The organism is Geopseudomonas sagittaria, assembly GCF_900115715.1.
Lineage (GTDB): Bacteria > Pseudomonadota > Gammaproteobacteria > Pseudomonadales > Pseudomonadaceae > Geopseudomonas > Geopseudomonas sagittaria.
The window spans coordinates 131,505-153,109 of sequence record NZ_FOXM01000012.1 but is presented as its reverse complement, the minus strand read 5'-3'; the positions used below and the strand labels follow the sequence as shown (position 1 = coordinate 153,109).

21 protein-coding genes and 1 riboswitch are annotated in these 21,605 nt (G+C 68.9%); of the genes, 6 read left to right on the top strand and 15 right to left on the bottom strand.

Features of this window, described 5'->3' with window-relative positions; translation table 11 throughout:
- From BM297_RS15290 to BM297_RS15280, 3 genes are all read left to right on the top strand, one after another.
- Nucleotides 1–152 (top strand): transposase (locus tag BM297_RS15290; protein WP_175526664.1); only part of this gene is annotated, 152 nt, incomplete at its 5' end.
- Between the two features lie 739 nt (nucleotides 153–891).
- The gene (locus BM297_RS15285) at nucleotides 892–1,518 is read left to right on the top strand and encodes an alpha/beta fold hydrolase (protein WP_245768266.1); all 627 of its coding nucleotides are present in this window, start codon (nucleotides 892–894) and stop codon (nucleotides 1,516–1,518) included.
- A gap of 285 nt (nucleotides 1,519–1,803) precedes the next feature.
- Nucleotides 1,804–2,343, top strand: coding sequence for a hydrolase (locus tag BM297_RS15280; protein ID WP_092433031.1), 540 nt, complete (start codon nucleotides 1,804–1,806; stop codon nucleotides 2,341–2,343).
- A gap of 13 nt (nucleotides 2,344–2,356) precedes the next feature.
- On the opposite strand, the gene BM297_RS15275 is transcribed toward BM297_RS15280, so the two are convergent.
- The 15 genes from BM297_RS15275 to BM297_RS22145 all read right to left on the bottom strand — a co-directional run bounded on the left by BM297_RS15275 (nucleotide 2,357) and on the right by BM297_RS22145 (nucleotide 18,404).
- Complete coding sequence (locus tag BM297_RS15275) at nucleotides 2,357–3,868, bottom strand: proton-conducting transporter transmembrane domain-containing protein (RefSeq protein ID WP_092433029.1); 1,512 nt, start codon at nucleotides 3,866–3,868, stop codon at nucleotides 2,357–2,359.
- The gene (locus tag BM297_RS15270) at nucleotides 3,865–5,313 is read right to left on the bottom strand and encodes a complex I subunit 5 family protein (RefSeq protein ID WP_092433028.1); all 1,449 of its coding nucleotides are present in this window, start codon (nucleotides 5,311–5,313) and stop codon (nucleotides 3,865–3,867) included. The genes BM297_RS15275 and BM297_RS15270 overlap by 4 nt, the downstream gene beginning before the upstream one ends.
- Nucleotides 5,306–5,608 (bottom strand): NADH-quinone oxidoreductase subunit K, encoded by a 303-nt coding sequence (locus BM297_RS15265; RefSeq protein WP_092433027.1) that lies wholly within the window; start codon nucleotides 5,606–5,608, stop codon nucleotides 5,306–5,308. Before BM297_RS15265 ends, BM297_RS15270 begins: the two co-directional genes overlap by 8 nt.
- Nucleotides 5,605–6,261, bottom strand: a complete 657-nt coding sequence (locus tag BM297_RS15260) for an MnhB domain-containing protein (protein ID WP_092433025.1) — start codon at nucleotides 6,259–6,261, stop codon at nucleotides 5,605–5,607. Before BM297_RS15260 ends, BM297_RS15265 begins: the two co-directional genes overlap by 4 nt.
- Nucleotides 6,258–6,521: a Na(+)/H(+) antiporter subunit B gene (locus tag BM297_RS21625; protein WP_139231069.1), complete on the bottom strand. Its 264-nt coding sequence runs from the start codon at nucleotides 6,519–6,521 to the stop codon at nucleotides 6,258–6,260. The genes BM297_RS15260 and BM297_RS21625 overlap by 4 nt, the downstream gene beginning before the upstream one ends.
- Nucleotides 6,518–6,820 (bottom strand): cation:proton antiporter, encoded by a 303-nt coding sequence (locus BM297_RS15250; RefSeq protein WP_092433024.1) that lies wholly within the window; start codon nucleotides 6,818–6,820, stop codon nucleotides 6,518–6,520. Before BM297_RS15250 ends, BM297_RS21625 begins: the two co-directional genes overlap by 4 nt.
- A complete protein-coding gene (locus BM297_RS15245; RefSeq protein WP_092433022.1) occupies nucleotides 6,813–7,085 on the bottom strand; it encodes an MrpF/PhaF family protein in 273 nt (90 codons plus the stop codon). Before BM297_RS15245 ends, BM297_RS15250 begins: the two co-directional genes overlap by 8 nt.
- The gene (locus BM297_RS15240; protein ID WP_092433020.1) at nucleotides 7,082–7,552 is read right to left on the bottom strand and encodes a Na+/H+ antiporter subunit E; all 471 of its coding nucleotides are present in this window, start codon (nucleotides 7,550–7,552) and stop codon (nucleotides 7,082–7,084) included. The genes BM297_RS15245 and BM297_RS15240 overlap by 4 nt, the downstream gene beginning before the upstream one ends.
- Before the next feature lie 111 nt (nucleotides 7,553–7,663).
- Complete coding sequence (locus tag BM297_RS15235) at nucleotides 7,664–8,140, bottom strand: cytochrome P460 family protein (protein WP_092433018.1); 477 nt, start codon at nucleotides 8,138–8,140, stop codon at nucleotides 7,664–7,666.
- 291 nt (nucleotides 8,141–8,431) lie between these two features.
- Nucleotides 8,432–9,712, bottom strand: a complete 1,281-nt coding sequence (locus tag BM297_RS15230; protein ID WP_092433015.1) for an amidohydrolase family protein — start codon at nucleotides 9,710–9,712, stop codon at nucleotides 8,432–8,434.
- Nucleotides 9,713–9,826: 114 nt separating this feature from the next.
- Nucleotides 9,827–10,687 (bottom strand): mechanosensitive ion channel family protein, encoded by an 861-nt coding sequence (locus tag BM297_RS15225; protein WP_092433012.1) that lies wholly within the window; start codon nucleotides 10,685–10,687, stop codon nucleotides 9,827–9,829.
- 77 nt (nucleotides 10,688–10,764) lie between these two features.
- Nucleotides 10,765–11,679 (bottom strand): transglutaminase family protein, encoded by a 915-nt coding sequence (locus BM297_RS15220; protein WP_092433010.1) that lies wholly within the window; start codon nucleotides 11,677–11,679, stop codon nucleotides 10,765–10,767.
- A gap of 14 nt (nucleotides 11,680–11,693) precedes the next feature.
- On the bottom strand, nucleotides 11,694–14,195 hold the full coding sequence (locus BM297_RS15215; RefSeq protein WP_092433007.1) for a circularly permuted type 2 ATP-grasp protein: 2,502 nt from the start codon (nucleotides 14,193–14,195) through the stop codon (nucleotides 11,694–11,696).
- Between the two features lie 15 nt (nucleotides 14,196–14,210).
- Nucleotides 14,211–17,516, bottom strand: coding sequence for a transglutaminase family protein (locus BM297_RS15210; RefSeq protein WP_092433001.1), 3,306 nt, complete (start codon nucleotides 17,514–17,516; stop codon nucleotides 14,211–14,213).
- A gap of 153 nt (nucleotides 17,517–17,669) precedes the next feature.
- The gene (locus BM297_RS22145; protein ID WP_281250252.1) at nucleotides 17,670–18,404 is read right to left on the bottom strand and encodes an adenosylcobinamide-GDP ribazoletransferase; all 735 of its coding nucleotides are present in this window, start codon (nucleotides 18,402–18,404) and stop codon (nucleotides 17,670–17,672) included.
- Nucleotides 18,405–18,674: 270 nt separating this feature from the next.
- Nucleotides 18,675–18,783, top strand: a riboswitch (guanidine-I (ykkC/yxkD leader).
- A gap of 68 nt (nucleotides 18,784–18,851) precedes the next feature.
- Here BM297_RS22145 and BM297_RS15200 point away from each other — a divergent pair.
- From BM297_RS15200 to BM297_RS15190, 3 genes are all read left to right on the top strand, one after another.
- Nucleotides 18,852–19,919, top strand: coding sequence for a putative urea ABC transporter substrate-binding protein (locus BM297_RS15200; protein WP_092432996.1), 1,068 nt, complete (start codon nucleotides 18,852–18,854; stop codon nucleotides 19,917–19,919).
- A 73-nt stretch (nucleotides 19,920–19,992) separates the two neighbouring features.
- A complete protein-coding gene (locus BM297_RS15195) occupies nucleotides 19,993–20,808 on the top strand; it encodes an ABC transporter permease (protein WP_092432994.1) in 816 nt (271 codons plus the stop codon).
- Complete coding sequence (locus tag BM297_RS15190; RefSeq protein ID WP_092432992.1) at nucleotides 20,805–21,599, top strand: ABC transporter ATP-binding protein; 795 nt, start codon at nucleotides 20,805–20,807, stop codon at nucleotides 21,597–21,599. The genes BM297_RS15195 and BM297_RS15190 overlap by 4 nt, the downstream gene beginning before the upstream one ends.
- Nucleotides 21,600–21,605 lie beyond the last annotated feature (6 nt).

Genomic DNA, 21,605 nt, shown 5'->3' with positions numbered 1-21,605 from the left:
CCACGGTGGAACCGGTGTTCGGCAACCTGCGCCACAACAAACGGCTGGACCGCTTCACCCTGCGGGGCCGGGCGCGTGTGGACGGGCAATGGAAACTCTATTGCCTGACCCACAACATCGAAAAACTGGCTACCCACAGGGCCTGGCGATGAATGCCGTCCCCCGCAACCGAGCCGACCGCGCCCATCGCCAGGGCTTGCCAGCTCTGCATGGGCGTCAACCGGGCCGACTTTCAATCCAGAGACTCCCGAACACCCTGTTGATCACCCACCCCGGCCGCACGCAAAAAATCGCGGCGCGGGGAGGTGGCAGTGGTGTTTTCGGGTTTTTTCTACAGCTTCGTTAGGCGCTATTGTTTTTTTTGCACGTGCGGGCATGAAAGTCAGAAAGTCTCATTCCATTCCGATTACCCTCTCGCAACATGTGTTTTACCGTCACGTATTCGCCCGTTCCGGCGCCGCTTTCCTTTTGCGGTTCGTCGCCACTGGGCTGGCCTCCAGGCCGCTGGCGGCACCACCTTTTTCGGCTACTCTCATTAGGTGAGGGCAGGTGGCGGTAGCGTGCCTGTGGTTTCCGTTTTGTTTGCGGCCACGCTGTTCGTGTAGCCTTCATCCACTGCGCTCGGCTGGACTCCTCTGCCTGACTCGGCGCTCACCTGGGACGCGCTAAAGCGCATCCTTTAGCTTCAGCGTTGGCCGTCAACCCTTTGTTGTGGTGATCCGGCGTCCGAATTCAGTCAGTTGCCGTCATGCCAGCTGGTTGTCCCGATTAACCCGCACGGTAAAGATGAGGCCCACGGTGTTGCACATGCCACGAGAGAGAAGGTTTGACGCAAATGGGGCGAGACTGAACTACCTTGACTACGGGTCTTCCTCGGACCAACCGTTGATCATGCTGCATGGCGGAGCTTGGCGTTGGCAAGAGTACCTCTCGCTGATTCCGAGCTTGGGACAACGATGGCACACCTATTCGTTGGATCTGCGGGGAAACGGGCGATCCGGATGGGTTCCAAACAAATATCGTCTGCAGGACTTCGCAGAAGACAACGCTGAATTCTTGAGCCGATTGAACGCGCCCGCGGTGCTGGTGGGACACTCGATCGGAGGTGTAATCGCGCTCATGGTCGCCGCGCGATGCCCAGGCAAGGTGAAGGCCTTGATCATCGAGGATTCGCCTCTTACCTTAGACAACTACAGGAGAGTCATCGATTCAAGCCGTGACATGTTTGGCCTTTGGCTGAGACTCAAGAAATCGGCGCAATCGGAACAAGAACTATCCTTGGCGCTGGCGGAAGCATACAAGGATTACCCCGATGCAACCAGTACATGGACTTTGTTCTTCGCCGGATGTCTGTGGCAACTCGACCCCACTTTTTTCAATGCGCTGTTACACGATTTCGATGGCTTTACCGAAGGGTACTATTGTCAGGACATCCTGTCCAAGATTGAATGTCCGGTGCTGTTTCTACGGGGTGAGAGCAAGCTCGGCGCGCTAATTACGGATGAGGAAATCGCCTGACTGCAACACAATTTCAGCAATGTGCAATGTACCCAGATCAAGGGAGTCGGTCACCTCTTGCATCTCCAGGACAGAGGTCAGAAACCGGTTCTCGCCGCGATGAGGGCGTTTCTGGAATGCGTCTAGGGCAGCCGTTGGCCGCCGCCATGTATAACCAACCGCAGCAGTACGCACCCCAGTCGCTGGGGGTCACTGACGGGCCGCAACGGTGCTTCAGCGCAATACTCCAGAACGGCATGGTTGAGAAAATACACCATGCAAGACAACTCGCTCCAAGGAAAAAACATGCTGAGCAAAGAGAACACAGGCCTTATCATCGTCGACATTCAAGGCAAGCTGGCTCGTCTGGTATCCAATAGCGACTCTCTGATTGCACATTGCCAGAAGCTTATCAACGGAGCAAAAGCGCTAGACCTGCCAATAGTATGGCTTGAGCAGAACCCTGAAAAACTGGGCGCAACCGTTGACGAACTCAGCATGCTTCTAGTCGAGCAAGAGCCAATCCCCAAGTTCACTTTTGACGCATGCGAAGAGCCCGGCTTCATGCACGCCATCCGGGCATCAGGCAGGAACACATGGCTCGTTTGTGGCATAGAAGCTCACATATGCGTCTACCAGACAGCCTCTCACTTGAAAAACCTGAACTACGATGTGCATCTGGTGAGCGACTGCATTTCCTCTCGCGAGCTTGTCAACAAAGAACTCGCGATAACCAAACTGGCTAATCACGGGATTTCAATCACCGGCTTGGAAATGTGCCTGTATGAACTGGTTAAAGACTGCCGAGCACCGGAATTCAAAGAAATACTTAACCTGATCAAATAGGACGGCCGCGCTCTCACGGTATTTCCCGCTGGTATTCCCGCTCGGCAATCAGTTGCGCCCAGGCCAGCGGGCTCCAGGCCGTGTCGGCGAACAGGCCGGCGGCCAGCACCGCGCCTGCGGTGACCAGCGGCGGCAGGAGCAGCAGCCAGGCAATCTGGTACCACTGCCGCGTGTGGGTGGGTTCGTGCGGCCAGGCGAAGGGCCGGCGGCGGAACCAGGCGCGCCAGAGGATGGGCAGGAAGTAGGCGGCGTTGAGCAGGCTGGAGATCCACAGCACCCAGATGGCCCAGTGCATGCCGGCCAGCGCCGCCCCCTCCATTAGCCAGGCCTTGCTCACCGCGCCGGCGGTGAACGGCATGCCCATCATGCTCAGCGCGGCGATGCTGAACGCCAGGGTGGTCAGCGGCATGCGCCGGCCGGCGCCGTCCATCTCGCTGACCTTGTGGATGCCGAGGGTCTCGGCGTAGTTGCCGGCACAGAAGAACAGGGTGATCTTCATGATGCCCTGGTGGACTAGGTGCACCAGGCCGCCGACGCTGCCGATGGGGCCGAACAGGGCGACGCCGAGGACGATGTAGGACACCTGGCTCACCGTCGAGTAGGCCAGGCGCCGCTTCAGGTCGTCCTGGAACAGCGCGCGCAGACTGCCCCAGATGATGGTGATCGCCGCGACCACCGCCAGCGGGGCGAGCAGGCCGAGCGCCTGGCTGAGCTCGACGCCATACACCTCGTAGACGATGCGGGCGATGCCGAAGGCGCCGGCCTTGACCACCGCCACCGCGTGCAGCAGGGCCGAGACGGGCGCCGGGGCGACCATGGCCAGGGGCAGCCAGCCGTGCAGCGGCACCAGCGCGGCCTTGACGCCGAGGCCGACGATCAGCAGCACGAAGATGATCCGCAGCTCGCCGCCGTGCTCGGCCTGCAGGGCCGCCGCGATGCCGCCGTGGGCGAACTCGGTATGCCCCAGCAGGTGGTTCAGCCAGACGATGCCGGTCAGCAGCAGCGTACCGCCGATCAGCGTGTAGGCCAGGTAGACGGCGCCCGCCCGCAACGCCTGGGCGCTGCCGCGATGGACCACCAGGGGGAAGGTGGACAGGGTCAGCAGCTCGTAGAAGACGAAGAAGGTGAACAGGTTGGCGGCCATGGCGATGCCCATGGTGGCGGTGACGCAGACGCTGAAGAAGCCGAAGAAGCGGCTGCGGTGCGGTTTGCCTTCCAGGTAGCCGATGGCGTAGAGGGTGGTGAACAGCCAGAGAATCGCCGACAGGGTGATGAACAGCATGCCCAGGGCATCGGCATTCAGCGCCAGGTCGAGGCCGGGCAGCACGGCGAAGCGCACCTGGTAGGCCTCGCCGGCATGCACGCCGGCGATCAGGATGCCGACCAGCACCAGCTTGGTGATCGCGGCAAACAGGTTGAGCGCGGTGCGCAGGCCGTGGCGGGTTTCCGGCAGGACGAAGATCAGCAGGCCGGGCAGCAGCGACGAGGCCAGCACGGCGAGCGGCAACAGCTCGTGGCCGGTCATGCCGCGCTCCCGATGGACAGCAGCGCCATCAGCTCGACACCGCGCAACCCGAGCAGCACGCTCGCCGCCGCCAGCACGAAGGCCATCAGTTCCAGGCTGCGCGGCACCGCCACCAGCTTGCTGGCCCGCGGCGCACGCAGGAAGGCCTGGCGCAGCACGCGGAACACGTACGCCGTCGCCAGCAGACCACCGACCAGCACCATCAGGGCGATGATCCAGTGCCCCTGCTGCAGCGCCGCCTCGATCAGCAGCCACTTGGCGAGGAATCCCGACGAGGGCGGCAGGCCCATGATGGTGATGCCGGCCAGCCCGAAGGCATACAGGCTCAGCGGGCGGCGCCCGGCCACGCCGGCCAGGCCGGCCACCGTGTCCTGCCCGGTGGCCTTGATCAGTGCGCCCGCCGCCGTGAACATCGCGGCCTTGGCCAGGCCGTGGGCGAAGGCATGCATCATGCCGGCCTGCAGCGCCCCGGCGGCGCCGAGCAGCGGAAAGATCAGGAACAGGTAGCCGAGCTGCGCCACGGTCGAATAGGCGATCAGCATCTTCAGGCGCGGCGCGCGGATCGCCTTCCAGGAGCCCCAGAGGATCGCGGCCGAGCCGAGTGCCACGGGCAACCAGGCGATCAGCTCGACGTGCGCCGTGAGGGCGCCGAACGGCCCCAGCCACAGGCGCAGGATCAGGTAGAACGACGCCTTGACCACCAGCGCCGAGAGCAGCGCGGAAACCGGCGCCGGAGCGCCGCCGTGGGCGGACGGCAGCCAGTAGTGGAAGGGAAACAGCGCCGTCTTGAGCATCAGCCCGACCAGCATCAGGCCTCCGGCGATCCACACGGCGCGCGGCGCCTCGCTGCTCAGCAGCGGCTCGAGGGTGGCCAGGGAGACCGTGCCGTAGGCGCCATAGATCAGCGCCACGCCGAGCAGGTAAGCGCCGGAGCCGGCCAGGGCGGCGAACAGGTAGCGCAGCGCGGCGGCGACCTGGCTCGCCCCGCCGCCGGCGGCGACCAGACCGACGGCAGACAGGCCGACCAGTTCGAGCGTGACGTAGAGGTTGAACAGGTCGGCGGAAAGAAACAGCGCATTGAGACCGGCCATCAGGATGCCGGTCAGCGGCCAGAAGTAGCCGGCCTCGGCGCTGCCATCGGCATAGTAGGCCCGAGCATAGACGGCCAGTGGCAGGGCGATGAGCTGGGCCAGCAGCAGCATCAGCAGCGACAGGCCGTCCGCCGCCAGGGCGATGCCCAGCGGCGCCGGCCAGCCGCCGACGGCATGGCTGGCGGCGAGCGAGCCGGACAGCGCGATCGCCAGCAGCAGGGCCAGCCCCAGCTGCAGCGCCAGGCCGATGATCGCCGGCCGCGCGCCCTGCCCCGGGCCGAGCAGGAAGGCCAGGCAGGCCCAGGCGAGCGGCAGCAGGACCAGCCAGACCATCCAGGTGCCGGGCTCAGTCATCGTCCACCTCGGGCAGTTGCGTACGGCCCGTCAGTGCATGCAGGCGGCGCAGCAGGGCGAGGGCCAGCGCGGTGGAGGCGACGGCGACGACGATGCCGGTCAGCACCATGGCATGCGGTACCGGATCGGCCACGTCATGGCGCTGGGCCAGGCCGACCAGGACCAGGAAGGCGCCGCTGCCCATCAGGTTGAAGGCGAGGATGCGCCGCAGCAGGTGGTCGATGAGCAGCACGCCAGCACCGCCCATGGCGAACAGCAGCACGCCGACGATGGCGAACAGCAGGCCGCTGGTCATCGCTCGCCACCTTCGTCGCAGGACATGAACAGGAACAGGCCGCCAAGGATCAACCCGAGGGAGAGCGTCAGGCCGGCCTCGATCAGCAGGATCAGCGCACCGGCCTGGGCCGGCGGGTACTCCAGTAGCGCGCCGCGAGCCAGCATGGCCGCTGCCACGCCGAGGAAGATCAGGAAGCCGCCGACCAGCCCCCAGCGCAGCCAGGCACGCGGCTGCATCCAGCCCGGCAGCAGTCCGGTGAGATGCAGCAGCACGGCCGCGGCGGCCAGCACGGCGCCGGCCTGGAAGGCGCCGCCGGGCCGGAAGGCGCCGGCCCACAGCAGGTAGACGGCGACCACCACCATCGGTGCGGCGGCCACACGCGCCAACAGGGCCAGCGGCGGCTCGAAGGAGCTCAGGGCGCACAGCCGGCGTTCGAGGCCGAGGGCGAGCAGCGCGAACAGGGCGAGCAGCAGCACGGCGATTTCCAGCAGGGTGTCGTAGCCGCGGTAGTTGAGCAGCACGGCGGTGACCGGATGCGCCACGCCGCTGGCCGCCAGGTTGCTGGCCACGGCGGGGCGCAGATCGATCGCCGCCGGGGGCAGCTCGAACAGGGCGCCGATCAGCCCCAGGCTGAAGAGCAGCGCGCCGAGCATGCCGGCCAGGCGTTTCATGAGCCCTCCTGGTCCGTGTCGCGCCGGCGCAGGGTGCCATAGGCGTCGAGCAGCAGCGCGCCGGTCAGTCCCGCGCCGATGGCCGCCTCCGCCAGGCCGATATCCGGGGCCTGCAGCCGCGCCCAGGCCAGCGCCATCAGCAGGCCGAAGACGATGAACATCACCACCGCGCGGTCGAGTCCGGGCGCCGCGAGGGCGCGCCAGGCGCTCCACAGCAGGGCGCAGCCCAGCAGCAGGTCGAAGCCGAGGGCGAGGCTCACGGCTGCTCCTTGCGCCAGGGGACGATGCCCAGCGCATCGGCACGGCGGGCGATCGCATAGCTGACCCCCGCACTGGCGGCGAGCCACAGCGGCCAGATCAGCAGCAGTTTCAGCGCGGCGGCCAGGCTGTCCGCCTGCAGAGCCAGCCCCAGCAGCAGGCAGCCGAGGCCGAGGTTGTCCGCCTTGGCCAGCGCATGCAGCCGGCAATAGACATCGGGAAAACGCAGCAGGCCGAGGGTGCCGGCGAAATAGAAGAAGGCACCGGCGCAGAGCAGGCCGCTGCTGGCAAGCTCAAGCATCGGGGTGCTCCCTGCGGTGCCAGGCGCGCCTGGCGAAGGCGATGCCGGTGATCGCGGCCAGCAACGCGATGACCAGCGCCACGTCGACGAACGGCCCTCCTCCGCCCCCATGGGCCAGCAGCACGAGGATGCCGACCCCGGTGGTGCCGAACAGCAGCGCCACCAGCATGCGGTCGGCGGCGGTCGGCCCGCGCGCGGCGGCGAACAGCGCCACCAGCAGGTTGACCAGCAGGAACAGCGCGATGGGCAACTCGAATCCGGTCATTGGCTGACTCCGAACATCCGTGCAATGTGCGCTTCCAGCACCTCGACCTCGGCGAGGATCGGCAGCCGTTCATCGACCACATGAATGCGCAAGCGGTCGTCGCGCAGCTCCACCCCGAGCGTGCCGGGCATCAGCCCCAGCGTGTTGAGCAACAGCACGCTGGGCGCGCCGGGCGGCAAGCCCAGCTTCCACTCCAGTATGGCTGGCTGCAGCGTCTGGCGGCCACGCAAGGCCATCCACGAGACCTGTGCCCCGCCGCGCGCCGAGTTCCAGACGAAGAAGGTCAGATAGCCGAGCAGACCCGCCAGGCTGATGCGCCGCGATCCGGGGGGGAGCAGGCGCAGGCTCGCCCACAGGGCCGCGAAGACCGCGAGCACGCCGAGGCCCCAGCTGTCCGCGCGCCCTTCCACCAGCACCCACCAGAGCAGGGCGAACAGCAGGCTGCGCAGGATGATGGCGCGGCTCATGGCGCGGCCGGCCGGCGCGGCTCGCCGCCGGCGATAGGCGCGAGGCTGCACGGTGCGCGCAGGCGCGCAGCGTGACTGATGGCCATGACCGCCCCGCCGCGCCGGGCGAACTCAATCGCGCGGACGGCTGAACACGTAGTCGTGGTCCTTCTCGGGAGCATGGCAGGCATAGCAGGCGGTCGCCGCGTCGGCACCCACGGTGCGCTTGGTCGGATCGCCGCCGGCGAAGCCTTCGAAACCCCAGCCGCCGGTGGCGGCGTACTTCTGCGCATCCTTGTGCATCACCCCGACCACCTTGCGCGCGCCCTCGGTCACCGCGCTGTCGGCGCGCTGGGCTTCCAGCAGGTCGAAGACGATCACCGCGCCATCGGGAAACTTGCCGGCCTGATAGCCTTCCAGGGCCGCCGCATTGGCATACAGGTGATGGATGCCGCCGAAGGCCTCGAACAGCGGGTGGCCCTGCTCGATCACCATGCTCTTGACGTGATGCCAGTGCCGATAGCCGGTCGGATAGGGCACCTCGGGGTCCGCGGCCAGCGCGGTGGACGCGGGCAGCACGGTCAACAGGGCCAGCAGTAGCGATTTCATGACGTGTTCCTCGTTGCGGGTCGGCCGGAGCTGCAGCGCAGCCACCGAGAACGAACCGACCCTGGATTGCCCGAACAAGGACGACCCGACTCGCCCCCGCGGGAATCGCCCTGGAACACCGCCTCGACACCCCGACAACCGCACCAGCCGCAGCCACGGCAGGGCCCAACGACACCTTGCTCGCGGCAGGCCTGCACACTCATGCATCGAGTCGATGCATGAGCAGCGTAGGAGCGCCACATCCCCCTGTCAAAACCGGGCCTGGCGGCAAGAGCCGTCCGCGCGGCACCTTCAGGGACGGCCGGTCTGCCAGTCCACCGTCGCCGGCCGCCCCGGCAGGGCCAGCCTGGCCACTGCCGGCGGCGTACGGGCCACGATGCGCCCGCCGCGCACCACCGCCAGGCGGGTGGCGCGCAGGCGGATCGCCTCGATCGGGTCGCGCGCCTGCAGCAGCACCAGGTCGGCGCGGCAGCCGGGTTCCAGGCCGTAGCCGTCCAGGCCGAGGATCGCCGCGGGCGTGCTGGTGACCGCGGCGAAGCAGGCGCGCATGGCCTCCTGGCCGGTCATCTGCGCCACATGCAGGCCCATGTGGGCGACCTCCAGCATGTCGGCGCTGCCCAGGCTGTACCAGGGGTCCATCACGCAGTCGTGGCCGAAGGCGACCGGAATGCCGGCGGCGAGCAGTTCGGGCACCCGGGTCATGCCGCGGCGCTTCGGGTAGCTGTCGTGGCGGCCCTGCAGGGTGATGTTGATCAGCGGGTTGGCCACCGCGGCGACGCCGGCCTCGGCCAGCAGCGGCAGCAGCTTGGAGACGTAGTAGTTGTCCATCGAGTGCATCGAGGTCAGGTGCGAGCCGGTGACCCGGCCGCCGAGGCCGAGGCGCTGGGTGTGGCTGGCGAGCGTCTCGATGTGCCGCGACAGCGGGTCGTCCGACTCGTCGCAGTGCATGTCGACGCGCAGGCCGCGTTCGGCGGCCAGTTCGCAGAGGATGCGCACCGACTCGGCGCCGTCGGCCATGGTGCGCTCGAAGTGCGGGATGCCGCCGACCACCTCGACGCCCAGGTCCAGCGCGCGCTTGAGGTTGTCCAGCGCGCCGGCGCTGCGCAGCAGGCCGTCCTGCGGGAAGGCGACCAGTTGCAGGTCCAGCCAGGGCTTCACCGTCGCCTTGACCTGCAGCAGCGCTTCCACCGCCAGCAGGCGCGGATCGCAGACGTCGACATGGCTGCGGATCGCCAGCAGGCCCTTGGCCACCGCCCAGTCGCAGTACTGCAGGGCGCGCTCGACCAGCGCCTCCTGGGTCAGCTGCGGCTTCAGCTCGCCCCACAGGGCGATGCCTTCGAGCAGAGTGCCGGAGGCGTTGACCCGCGGCAGGCCGTAGGACAGGGTGGCGTCCATGTGGAAGTGGGCGTCGACGAAGGGCGGGCTGACCAGCTGGCCGGCGGCGTCCAGCTCCTCGGCGGCGCTGGCGGCCAGCGCCGGCTGCAGGGCGACGATGCGGCCGTCGCGGATGGCGATGTCGAGGCCGCTGCGGCCGTCGGGCAGGGTGCAGTTGCGGACGATGAGATCGAACACGGGGGTCTTCCTTGCGTTTGGGTTCCCGGGATGGCGCGGCAGCGACGAGCATCGCAAGGCCCGGCCACGATTGCCATGAGCGTGGCCGGGCCTGACCGCTGGTCGCCGCCCCGTTCAGCCCTGGCCTCCCCCTGTCTGCTGCAGCATCACCAGCTGCGCCGGCATCGGCGCCGGGAAGCCCGCCTCGCCGAGGGCGTCCTTGATCGTCCGGTTGGTGTCGAAGTAGACCTGCCAGTAGTGGTCGGTGTGGCAGAACGGGCGTACCGCCAGCACCGGACCGACCAGGTTGAACTCGAGGATTTCCACCTCCACCGGCGGATCGGCACGCACGTTGTCGATGGCGCCGATGCGCTCCTTGAGCAGGGCCGCCGCCGCCTTCCAGTCGGCGGCGCCGGACAGCTGGGCCTTGAGTTCGACGCGGCGATACGGATTGGCCGTGTAGTTGAGAATGTTGTCGGCGAAAATCTTGTTGTTGCCGACCAGGGTCAGCACGTTGTCCGGGGTGGTGATCGCGGTGGCGAACAGGCCGATCTCGGTGACCGTGCCGGTCACCCCGCCGGCGCTGATGAAGTCGCCGACCTTGAACGGGCGCAGGACGATGATGAAGCCACCGGCGGCCAGGTTGGCCAGCAGCCCCGACCAGGCCATGCCGATGGCCAGGCCGACCGCGGCGATCAGCGCGGCGAAGGTGGTGGTCTGCACGCCGAAGTAGCCGAGGATGCCGATCACCAGGAGGATGTTGAGGGTGACGGTGATGAACGAGCCGAGGTAGCGCAGCACCGTCGGGTCGACCTGCTGGCTGCCCAGGGTCTTCTGCACCAGGCCGACGGCGACACCGATAAGCCAGCGGCCGACCACCCAGAAGGCGATGGCGGCGAGGATCTTCACGGCGAAGGCCGCGCCGTAGTCGGTGACCAGCTGCCAGAGCTGGCTGGCCTTTTCGGTACCGGCGGTAATCAGAGCTTGTTCGTCCACGGCGGAGCACCTGTGCGGAGAGACTGACTCCGAAAACGCTAGCAGCTCTGCGGAAAATCGCCCGTTCGTGCCCGCCCTCAGATGCCCCGCGCCAGCGCCTCCTCCAGCGGCATCACCGTCACGCTGACCTCGGGATCGTGGCTGCCACCGCCGAGGATCACCCCGCGCAACGGCGAGACGTCGCCGAAGTCGCGGCCCCAGGCCAGGGTGATGTGCTCCAGCGCCGGGATCAGGTTGTTGGTGGGATCGAAGTCGACCCAGCCCAGACGCGGGCACCACACCGAAATCCACGCGTGCGAGGCGTCGGCACCGATCAGCCGCGGCTTGCCGGGCGGCGGCTGGGTCAGCAGGTAGCCGCTGACGTAGCGCGCCGCCAGGCCGCGCGAGCGCAGGCAGGCAAGCATCAGGTGGGCGAAGTCCTGGCACACGCCGCGCTTTTCCTCGAGCACCTGCGCCAGCGGGGTGGCCACCTGGGTGGCGGCGGCATCGTAGGTGAACTCGCCGAAGATCTTCGCCATCAGCGCCTGCACCGCCAGCAGCAGCGGGCGGCCGGGCACGAAGCAGTCGTCGGCCCAGGCGACGAAGCCCTGCTTGAGGTTCACGTAGGGCGACTCGAAGCGGTAGCGCGCCGCCTCCAGCTCCTCGGCAGCGAGGCGCTTGCCGCAATAGCTCAGCTCCAAGCGCACCTGCTCCCAGGTCGGCGAGTCGGCCAGCTGCAGGGTGGGCCGCGGCAGCACCGTCACGTCGAGGCAGGCGCCGACCTTCAGCTCGTCGTGCGGGCGCTCGAAGGCCAGGCGGGTCAGCGGGTTGCCGAACACGTCGAGGCCGTCGACCCGCCGCGTCGGCTCCGGGCTGACGCTCAGCTGGCGACTGCGACAGCGCTGCCAGAGGCTCTCGCGCGGCCACAGGTGGGCGAGCTGCTGGGCCAGCGACACCGGCGCCGAGTAGTGGTAGTGGGTGTCGTGGAGAATCCGGTAGTGGGCGCCGTTCATTACAACTGCACTGCTCATAAAGACTGGGTCTGCTGGCTGGCGTCGACGTGCACGAAGAAGCGCAGGCCAAGGTGATCGGAAAGCTGGCCGGCCGCGGCGGCGACCTCCAGCAGCTGTTCGGCCAGCACCGCCAGTACCGCCGTGCTGCCGGCGCTGGCCAGCGGGTTGAATTCCAGCGGGCCCAGATCGAAGCCGGCCAGACGGGCGCTCAGCGCCTGCAAGCCCGCCCCCTCCTCGCCCAGCTCGAAGCGCTCGCCGAGGCTGGCCAGCGAACGCTGCAGCGAGCGCAGCTGGAACAGCACCGCATGCGGGTTCTGCGCGTCGAGCACCAGCAGGTCGAGCACCGGAATCAGCTGCGCCGCGGCCAGGTAGCGGGTGCGGTAGGTGATGCTGCTGTTGCCCAGCTCGAGCAGCCAGGCCAGCGCCGACTGGTCGTGGGCCGCCGGGCCGGCGACGAAGTCGGCGATGCTCTCGGCGAGGAACTGCAGGCGCTCGATGCGCCGGCCGATCATCAGGAAGCGCCAGCCGTCGTCGCGGGTCATGTCGTCGAGGGCGAAGCCGGACAGCGCCGCCAGCGACATCAGCAGGCGATCGAGAAACTCCAGCAGCGCTCCGGGATCGGCTTCCGCGCTGTCCAGTCCCTGCGCCTCCTGGTGCAGTTCCACCAGCGCCTGCCAGTTCTCCCGCGACAGCTTGCCGCGCACGCTGGCGGCAGCCCACTGCAGGTGCTGCAGGACGACGCGCAGGCTGGCCGGCCAGTCCTTGTCCAGAATGGACTGCAGCAGGCGCGTCTCCAGGCTGGCATCCTCTTCGCCGAGCGGGGGCAGCAGACCGAGGGTTTCCGCCAGGGTCAGCGCCGCGTGCAGGGCCTGCGGGTCGTCATCGTCGTCCACGTAGCGCGCCAGCAGGATGCGCAGCAGGCGCGCACTACCTTCGCAGCGCTCGCAGTAGCGACCGAACCAGAACAGGTTTTCCACCACCCGCGACGGCAGGTAGGGGTCGCTGCGCACCACGTCGGCCACGCCCAGCGCACGCCCCCACTGCCAAGGTTCGCTGCCGATGTGCCGCTCGCCGAGCACCCAGGTGTCCTTGCTCGCCCCGCCCCACTGCATCGACAGGGTGCGCGCACTGGCGCTGGCCGCCACCCGGGTCAGGCCGCCGGGCATCACCCGGTAGCCGTCGGGGCCGGCCACGGCGAACACCCGCATGCCGATCGGTCGCGCCTCCAGCCGGCCGCTCTCGGCCTGCCAGATCGGCGCCTGCGAGAGCAGCGGACGTTCCTGGCCGACATAGGCGTAGGGCCGCTGGCGCAGGCGCTCGGCCAGCGCCGCGCGCTGCTCGGCATCCAGCTCGGGACCGAACTGCGGGGCGAAGTGCTGCGAGGGAAAGGCGGCGCGGATCAGCAGCTGATCCAGCTTGTCCAGCGCCTCCTCGAGCACCGGCGGCTCGCCGCACCACCAGCTGGCGATCGACGGCAGCTGCAGCTCCTCGCCGAGCAGCCGTTCGCAGATCAGCGGCAGGAAGCCCGGCAGGCCGGGCGATTCCAGCACGCCGCTGCCCAGCGCATTGGCCACCAGCACGCGGCCCTGGCGCACCGCATCGAGCAGCCCCGGCACGCCCAGCGCCGAGTCGGTGCGCAGCTCCAGCGGGTCGCAGAAGTCGTCGTCGAGGCGGCGCAGCAGCGCATGCACGCGCTTCAGCCCGCCGAGGGTCTTCAGGTAGACGGTGCTATCGCGCACGGTCAGGTCGCTGCCCTCGACCAGTGGGTAGCCGAGCTGGCGGGCCAGGTAGAGGTGCTCGAAGTAGGTCTCGTTGAAGCGCCCAGGGGTCAGCAGCACCACCAGCGGCGTCTCGCCATCGGTCGGTGCCTGGCGGGCCAGGGTGTCCTGCAGGGTGCGGAAGTAGCCGGCCAGGTACTGCACGCGCAGGTCGCGGTACAGCTCGGGAAAGGCGCGCGAGACGATCTGCCGGTTCTCCAGCGCGTAGCCCGCCCCGGACGGTGCCTGGGTACGGTCGGCGGTCACCCACCAGCGGCCGTCCGGCGAACGCGCCAGGTCCACCGCGTAGACGTGCAGCCAGGTGCCGCCCGGCGGCTGCATACCCTGGCAGGGCCACAGGTAGTTGTCGTGGCCGAACACCAGGTCGGCCGGCAGCAGGCCCTCGGCGAGCAGCTGCTGCGGACCGTAGATGTCGGCCAGCACCGCGTTGAGCAGGCTGGCGCGCTGCGCCACCCCGGCGGCCAGCTCGGCCCACTCCTCGGCGGGGATGACGTTGGGCAGCAGGTCCAGCTCCCACGGGCGGTCGGCGCCGTCCGGCTCGGCGTAGACGTTGTAGGTCACGCCGTTTTCCTGGATCTGCCGGGCCAGCAGGGCCTGGCGCTGGCGCAACTGCGCCGGCGAGCAGCGCTGCAGGTGGGCGAGCAGCCGCCGCCAGTGCGGACGCACCTCGCCCTTGGCATCGAGCAGTTCGTGGTAGGCCGCGGCGCTGCGCGGGTAGTCGGCTAACAGGTCGGACATGGGTTACTCGTCAACTCAGACCCGGCGCAGGTCGAGGGTCATCGGCAGTTCGCGGTTGTCGACCGCCTGCGGCGCGGCGACCTTGCCCGGCGTGTGGCCGTGGCGGAAGAAGCGCGCCAGGCGCCGGCTTTCCGCCTCGTAGGCGTTGACCGGCAGGGTCTCGTAGTTGCGCCCGCCCGGATGGGCGACATGGTACTGGCAACCGCCGAGCGAGCGCTGCATCCAGGTATCCACCAGGTCGAACACCAGCGGCGCATGCACGCCGATGGTCGGCTGCAGGCAGTTGGCCGGCTGCCAGGCTCGGTAGCGCACGCCGGCGACGAACTCGCCGGGCGTGCCGGTGGGCGTGAGCGGCACCGGCACGCCGTTGCAGGTCAGCACGTAGCGGTCCGCGGCCATGCCGCTGACGCGCAGCTGCACGCGCTCCAGCGAGGAGTCGACGTAGCGCACCGTACCGCCCGGCGCGCCCTCCTCGCCCAGCACGTGCCAGGGCTCCAGCGCCTGGCGCAGCTCCAGGTCGATGCCCTGCACGGCGAAGTCGCCGAGCTTGGGGAAGCGGAAGGCGAAGTGCGGGGCGAACCACTCCGGGCGAATCGCGTAGCCGTACTCGTTGAGCTCGTGCAGCACGTCGTGGAAGTCCTGCTCGACGAAGTGCGGTAGCAGGAAACGGTCGTGCAGCTCGGTGCCCCAGCGCACCAGGCGCTGCGGGCGGTAGGGTTCATGCCAGAAGCGCGCGACCAGCGCGCGCAGCAGCACCTGCTGGGCCAGGCTCATGCGCGCGTGCGGCGGCATCTCGAAGCCGCGCAGCTCGAGCAGGCCGAGGCGGCCGCTGCTTGAGTCCGGCGAGTACAGCTTGTCGATGCAGAACTCGGCGCGGTGGGTGTTGCCGCTGACGTCCACCAGCAGGTGGCGCAGCAGGCGGTCAACCAGCCACGGCGGGCAATCGACGCCCGGCGCGGGCATCTGCGCGAAGGCGATCTCCAGCTCGTACAGCGCGTCGTTGCGCGCCTCGTCCACCCGCGGCGCCTGCGAGGTCGGGCCGATGAACAGGCCGCTGAACAGGTAGGACAGCGACGGGTGGTTGTGCCAGTAGCTGATCAGGCTGCGCAGCAGGTCCGGGCGGCGCAGGAACGGCGAGTCGCCCGGGGTGGCGCCGCCGAGGACGAAGTGGTTACCGCCGCCAGTGCCGGTATGGCGGCCGTCGATCATGAACTTCTCGCTGGACAGGCGGGTCAGCCGCGCCGCCTCGTAGAGGAATTCGCTGCGCTCGACCAGCTCGGCCCAGCTGGCCGCCGGGTGGACGTTCACCTCGATCACGCCCGGATCAGGTGTGACGCGGAAGTGGGCGAGACGCGGGTCGGCCGGCGGCTCGTAGCCTTCCAGCAGCACCGGGCAACGCAGCTCGGCGGCGGTGGCCTCGATGGCGGCGACCAGCGCCAGGTAATCCTCCAGACGTTGCAGCGGCGGCAGGAACAAATACAGGCGACCGTCGCGCGGCTCGGCGCACAGCGCGGTGCGCACGATGTCCGCGGCGGACTGGAACGGCGCCGGGGCGGCCTCGGCCAGCTTGTCCACCTTGCGGCCGCGCGCCGGCTTGGCCGGCGCCTGCAGCTGCTGTTCGATCGCCCGGCTGTCGGGCAGCGCCGCGAACGCCTGGTTGGGGTCGAGCGGCGACACGTAGGGGTAGTCGCTGGCACGCACCCAGGGTTGCGCGTCCAGCGGCAGGCGATAGCCCAGCGGCGAATCGCCGGGCACCAGGCGGCAGTGCTCGTCGCGCAGGAACCAGGAGCCGCTCATCCAGCGGGCGCCATCGTCGCTGCGCGCCAGCGGCAGCACATGGCCGGTCACCGCGCCGAGCCCGGCGCTGAACACCTTGCGCAGCCGCTCGCGCTCCAGCGGGTCGCCGAGACGCGCGTCCTCGGGGGTGACGTTGCTCGGCAGGTTGCGCTCGCGCCACAGGTAGTACAGCCAGTCCTCGAAGGCCGGGAAGACGTGCTCGCCACTCAGGCCGAGCTGGCCGGCCAGGGTCTCGAGGAAGCGCGCGGCCAGTGCGGCATCGGCGCCGTAGTCGGCGGACTCGTCGGCCAGCAGCGCGGCATCGCGCCAGATCGGCTCGCCGTCCTTGCGCCAGAAGCAGTTCAGCGACCAGCGCGGCAGCTGCTCGCCGGGATACCACTTGCCCTGGCCGAAGTGCACCAGCGCCTCTGGGGCGTAGTGCTCGCGCAGGCGGTGGAACAGCTCGGCGGCCAGGCGGCGCTTGTGCGGCCCCAGCGCGGCGGTGTTCCACTCCGGGTCGTCCGGGTAGTCGATGGCCACGAAGGTCGGCTCGCCGCCCATGGTCAGGCGCACGTCGGCACTGGCGAGGTCGGCGTCGACCTGCTGGCCGAGTTCGGCGATGGCCTGCCACTGTTCCTCGCTGTACGGCTTGGTCACCCGCGGCGCTTCCCAGACGCGCTCGACGCGCATCGCGTGGGAGAACTCGCACTCGCACGGGTCGACGCCGCCGCTGATCGGCGCCGCCGAGGACGGCTCGGGGCTGCAGGCCAGCGGAATGTGGCCCTCGCCGGCGAACAGCCCGGAGGTGGGGTCGAGGCCGATCCAGCCGGCGCCGGGCAGGTACACCTCGCACCAGGCGTGCAGGTCGGTGAAGTCCACCGCGGTGCCGGACGGGCCGTCGAGGGCCTTGACGTCGGCGGTGAGCTGGATCAGGTAGCCGGAGACGAAGCGCGCCGCCAGGCCCAGGTGGCGCAGCAGCTGCACCAGCAGCCAGGCCGAGTCGCGGCACGAGCCGGAGCCCTTGTGCAGGGTTTCCTCCGGGGTCTGCACGCCCGGCTCGAGGCGGATCAGGTAGCCGATGTCGGCGGACAGGCGCTGGTTGAGCGCCACCAGGAAGTCGGCGCTGGGCGTCGGCGTGCGTTCGATGGCGGCCAGGTACCTGGCGAACCGCGGGGTGGCCGGCAGGGTCGCCAGGTAGGGCGCCAGCTCCAGGCGCTCGCCGGCGGTGTAGGCGAAGGGAATCTGCTCGGCGTAGGGCTCGAGGAAGAAGTCGAAGGGGTTGAACACCGCCATCTCGGCGACCAGATCGACCTCGATCTTCAGCTCGCCGGTCTTCTCCGGGAACACCAGGCGCGCCAGGTAGTTGCCCTGCGGGTCCTGCTGCCAGTTGATGAAGTGCTCGCCCGGCTGCACCTTCAGGGCGTAGGAGAGGATGCGGGTGCGGCTGTGCGGCGCCGGGCGCAGACGGACGATCTGCGGTCCGAGGTTGACCTGGCGGTCATAGCGGTAATGGGTGACGTGATGCAGTGCGACATGGATCGACACAGCGGGCCTCCTGCGAGCCTGAGCGATAGCCCGGCCACGCAAGACTTGTGCCGACATCCCAACGGCGCGCTCGCCGGGAGCTGACGGCAGAGTTAAGCACCAATAGGTGGCGCCCTGCCCCCTGCCCGCTCAACTGATGCACAGCAACAGTGCCTAAATGACCAATACCACCAGCACCCCACACTCCAGCAACTCCAGCACCGCGCCGGCGGTATCGCCGGTGGTGCCGCCGATGCGCTGCAACAGGGCGCGCCGGCACAGGGCGAACAGCAGCGCGGCACTCGCCAGCGCCAGCAGCCCCGGCCAGCCGCACAGCAGGGTCGCCACGACCACCGCCAGCAGCACCCGCCAGCCGGCCCGCTTCGGCAGGTGCGCAGCCATCGCGCTGCCCAGGCCGCCTGCGCGCACGTAGGGCGTGCCGAGGAACAGCAGCAGCAGCGCGCCGCGGCCGAGCAATGGCGCCAGCAGCAGGGCCAGCCACTGCCCGCCCTCCAGCAGCGCCCACAGCGCGGCGAACTTGAGCAGCAGCACCAGCAGCAGGGTCACCACGGCGATCGGCCCGCAGCAGGGGTCCTTCATGATCGCCAGGGTTCGCTCGCGGTCGCCGAAACCACCGACCCAGGCATCCGCCGTGTCGGCCAGACCATCCAGATGCAGGCCGCCGCTGGCCAGCACCCACAGCGCCAGCAGCAGCGCCGCCGCCAGCGGCGCGAACACCCCCGAGAGCAGCCAGGCCGCCGCCAGCAGCACGCCGCCGAGCGCCAGGCCGACCAGCGGATACCACAGCAGCGAGCAACCCAGCGCCTCGGGCGCGGGCATGCCGGGCAGGCGAATCGGCAGGCGGGTGAGAAATTGCAGGGCGATCAGCAGGGGCAGCGGAACTTTCACGCGGGACTTCCGGGATGGCGAACAGGATCGGGGGCGCCACCTTAACCCGCAGCGGCCGACGCCACCAAACGCGCCACGATGGTGCGCCCGCGCACCGGCCCTGCCCCCAAGCGGACCGCAACCAGCGCTGCTGCAGTGCGGCCAACAGCGCTGCAAACCCCGCGCAGTGCGGCCTGAGCAAAGCTGGCACGCCGTTCGCTTAGGGAACAGCGCTACACGGAAATTCGAGCAGGAGCTACCCAGGGACTGGGTTCGCGGCACGACAATCTGCAAATGGCCGACTAGGGTTCCGGCCTGCGATCGAACGGATCGCAGGTGGCTGGTCCGAGAGTTGGCGACCTCCAGCGAGGTTACACGGCGGGACAAAAGCCCGGGAGATGACGCGACCACCCGTTTGCAGGGACGCCGCGCGACTCCTGCCCGCCCCAACCGACCCGGAGGTACTCCATGCGCAAGCCCCGTCTGTTCGCCGCCCTCGCCGCCAGCCTCGCTGCCGCCATCAGCTTCGGCAGCCATGCCGCTCCCAAGGAACACTTCAGCGTCTGCTGGACCATCTACGCCGGCTGGATGCCGTGGGAATACGGCGACAGCCAGGGCATCGTCGACAAGTGGGCGAAGAAGTACGGCATCGACATCGATGTGGTGCAGATCAACGACTACGTCGAGTCGATCAACCAGTACAGCGCCGGCCAGTTCGACGGCTGCACCATGACCAACATGGACGCGCTGACCATCCCGGCCGCCGGCGGCGTCGACTCCACCGCGCTGATCGTCGGCGACTTCTCCGACGGCAACGACGGCATCGTGGTCAAGGGCGAGAACAAGACCCTCGCCGACCTCAAGGGCACCCCGGTCAACCTGGTCGAGCTGTCCGTCTCCCACTACCTGCTGGCCCGCGGCCTGGAAACGGTCGGTCTCGCCGAGAAGGACCTCAGCGTGGTCAACACCTCCGACGCCGACCTGGTCGCCGCCTTCGCCAGCGACGACGTGCAGGCCGTCACCACCTGGAACCCGCTGCTCGCCGAAGTCGCCGCCACTCCCGGAGTGAGCAAGGTGTTCGACTCCAGCCAGATTCCCGGCGAGATCATCGACCTGCTGGTGGTCAACAGCGCGACGCTCAAGGACAACCCGGCCTTCGGCAAGGCGCTGACCGGCGCCTGGTACGAGATCATGGCCACCATGGCCGCCGACAGCGCCGCGGGCAAGGCGGCCCGCGAACACATGGCCAAGGCCTCCGGCACCGACCTGGCCGGCTTCGAGGCGCAGCTGGCCGCCACCCGCATGTTCTATACGGCCAAGGATGCCGTGGCCTTCGCCAGCAGCGCCCAGCTGCAGGACACCATGACCCGCGTCGCCGAATTCTCCTTTTCCCACGGCCTGCTCGGTGAAGGCGCGGCCGATGCCGAGGCCATCGGCATGAGCTTCGCCGGCGGCCTGGTCACCGGCAATGCCGACAACGTCAAGCTGCGCTTCGAGCCGAGCTACATGAAGCTGGCGGCGGACGGCCAGCTGTAACGGCTTCCCTCCCCTCTCCCGCCTGCGGGAGAGGGGCTGGGGGAGAGGGCAATCTGCCAAGAGAGAAACTCCCATGCGCCTGATCAACCGCCATCCGGACCGCGCCGGCCGCCTGCTGCTGGTGCTGCTGCCCTTCGCCCTGCTGCTGTTCGCCTATTTCAGCGGCTCGGCGGCGCGGCTGGCCGACAACCCCAACGACAAGCTGCTGCCCAGTGCCACGCAGATGGTCGCCGCCGTCGACCGCCTGGCCTTCACTCCCGACAAGCGCAGCGGCGACTACCTGTTCTGGAAGGACACCGGCGCCAGCCTGGCGCGCCTCGGCATGGGCATCGGCATCGCCGCGTTGGTCGGCCTGGGCCTGGGCATCGCCGCCGGCAGCCTGCCGCTGCTCGGCGCGCCGCTGTCGCCGCTGCTCACCGTGCTGTCGATGGTGCCGCCGCTGGCGATCCTGCCGATCCTGTTCATCGTCTTCGGCCTCGGAGAGCTGGCCAAGGTGATGCTGATCGTCCTCGGCATCACCCCGGTGCTGGCCCGCGATCTGGAACAACGCGCCCGCGAAATCCCGGTCGAGCTGCTGATCAAGGCGCAGACCCTCGGCGCCAGCACCTGGACGCTGATCCTCCGCGTGGTGCTGCCGCAACTGCTGCCGCGCCTGCTGATCGCCCTGCGCCTGGTGCTCGGTTCGGCCTGGCTGTTCCTGATCGCCGCCGAAGCCATTGCCGCTACCGACGGCCTCGGCTACCGGATCTTCCTGGTGCGCCGCTACATGGCCATGGACGTGATCCTGCCCTACGTGCTGTGGATCACCCTGCTCGCCTGGCTGATGGATCTCGGCCTGCGCCAGCTCACCCGGCTGGCCTTCCCCTGGTATGAAGGAGCCAAGGCATGACCCCGTTCCTGGAAGTGAAGAACGTCTGGCAGGAATACGCCGACCAGGTGGTCATCGAGCGCCTCAACCTCAAGGTCGCCGAGGGCGAGTTCTGCACCCTGGTCGGCGCCTCAGGCTGCGGCAAGTCGACCTTCCTGCGCCTGCTGCTCGGCCAGGAGCGCCCCAGCCGCGGCGAGATCCTCCTCGGCGGCCAGCCGCTGGCCGGCGAGCCGGACGCCAGCCGCGGCATCGTGTTCCAGCGCTACACGGTGTTCCCGCACCTGTCGGTGCTCGACAACGTCGCCCTCGGCCTGGAACTGCCGCGCTCCAAGCTGCTCGGTCGCCTGTTCGGTGGCGCCAAGCGCGAGGCCCGCGAGCAGGCTGCCGAGATGCTGAAAAAGGTCGGCCTCGGCCATGCGCTGGACAAGTACGCCACCCAGCTTTCCGGCGGCATGCAGCAGCGCCTGGCCATCGCCCAGGCGCTGGTGATGAAGCCGCGCGTGCTGCTGCTCGACGAACCGTTCGGCGCCCTCGACCCGGGCATCCGCAAGGACATGCACGCCCTGCTGCTGGAGCTGTGGCGCGAGACCAACCTGACCGTGTTCATGGTCACCCACGACCTCTCCGAGGGCTTCAGCCTCGGCACGCGCCTGCTGGTGTTCGACAAGGTGCGCGTCGACCCGCACGCGCCGAACGCCTACGGCGCGCGGGTCACCTACGACATTCCCCTCAACAGCGACCGCCGCGCCGCGCGCGCCGCCGTCGACGCCCTGCCCGCGCACATCGGCGCCGGCCTGCAACCGATCCTGTAAGGAGCC

What these genes read in the sequence shown, in the direction of transcription:
- BM297_RS15240 (WP_092433020.1), bottom strand. Translation starts at nt 7,552, where the DNA reads ATGAGCCGCGCCATCATCCTGCGCAGCCTGCTGTTCGCCCTGCTCTGG.
- BM297_RS15235 (WP_092433018.1), bottom strand. Translation starts at nt 8,140, where the DNA reads ATGAAATCGCTACTGCTGGCCCTGTTGACCGTGCTGCCCGCGTCCACC.
- BM297_RS15265 (WP_092433027.1), bottom strand. Translation starts at nt 5,608, where the DNA reads ATGACCAGCGGCCTGCTGTTCGCCATCGTCGGCGTGCTGCTGTTCGCC.
- BM297_RS15195 (WP_092432994.1), top strand. Translation starts at nt 19,993, where the DNA reads ATGCGCCTGATCAACCGCCATCCGGACCGCGCCGGCCGCCTGCTGCTG.
- BM297_RS15260 (WP_092433025.1), bottom strand. Translation starts at nt 6,261, where the DNA reads ATGAAACGCCTGGCCGGCATGCTCGGCGCGCTGCTCTTCAGCCTGGGG.
- BM297_RS15250 (WP_092433024.1), bottom strand. Translation starts at nt 6,820, where the DNA reads ATGCTTGAGCTTGCCAGCAGCGGCCTGCTCTGCGCCGGTGCCTTCTTC.
- BM297_RS15245 (WP_092433022.1), bottom strand. Translation starts at nt 7,085, where the DNA reads ATGACCGGATTCGAGTTGCCCATCGCGCTGTTCCTGCTGGTCAACCTG.
- BM297_RS15220 (WP_092433010.1), bottom strand. Translation starts at nt 11,679, where the DNA reads ATGAACGGCGCCCACTACCGGATTCTCCACGACACCCACTACCACTAC.
- BM297_RS15270 (WP_092433028.1), bottom strand. Translation starts at nt 5,313, where the DNA reads ATGACTGAGCCCGGCACCTGGATGGTCTGGCTGGTCCTGCTGCCGCTC.
- BM297_RS15285 (WP_245768266.1), top strand. Translation starts at nt 892, where the DNA reads ATGCTGCATGGCGGAGCTTGGCGTTGGCAAGAGTACCTCTCGCTGATT.
- BM297_RS15215 (WP_092433007.1), bottom strand. Translation starts at nt 14,195, where the DNA reads ATGTCCGACCTGTTAGCCGACTACCCGCGCAGCGCCGCGGCCTACCAC.
- BM297_RS15190 (WP_092432992.1), top strand. Translation starts at nt 20,805, where the DNA reads ATGACCCCGTTCCTGGAAGTGAAGAACGTCTGGCAGGAATACGCCGAC.
- BM297_RS15275 (WP_092433029.1), bottom strand. Translation starts at nt 3,868, where the DNA reads ATGACCGGCCACGAGCTGTTGCCGCTCGCCGTGCTGGCCTCGTCGCTG.
- BM297_RS15280 (WP_092433031.1), top strand. Translation starts at nt 1,804, where the DNA reads ATGCTGAGCAAAGAGAACACAGGCCTTATCATCGTCGACATTCAAGGC.
- BM297_RS15200 (WP_092432996.1), top strand. Translation starts at nt 18,852, where the DNA reads ATGCGCAAGCCCCGTCTGTTCGCCGCCCTCGCCGCCAGCCTCGCTGCC.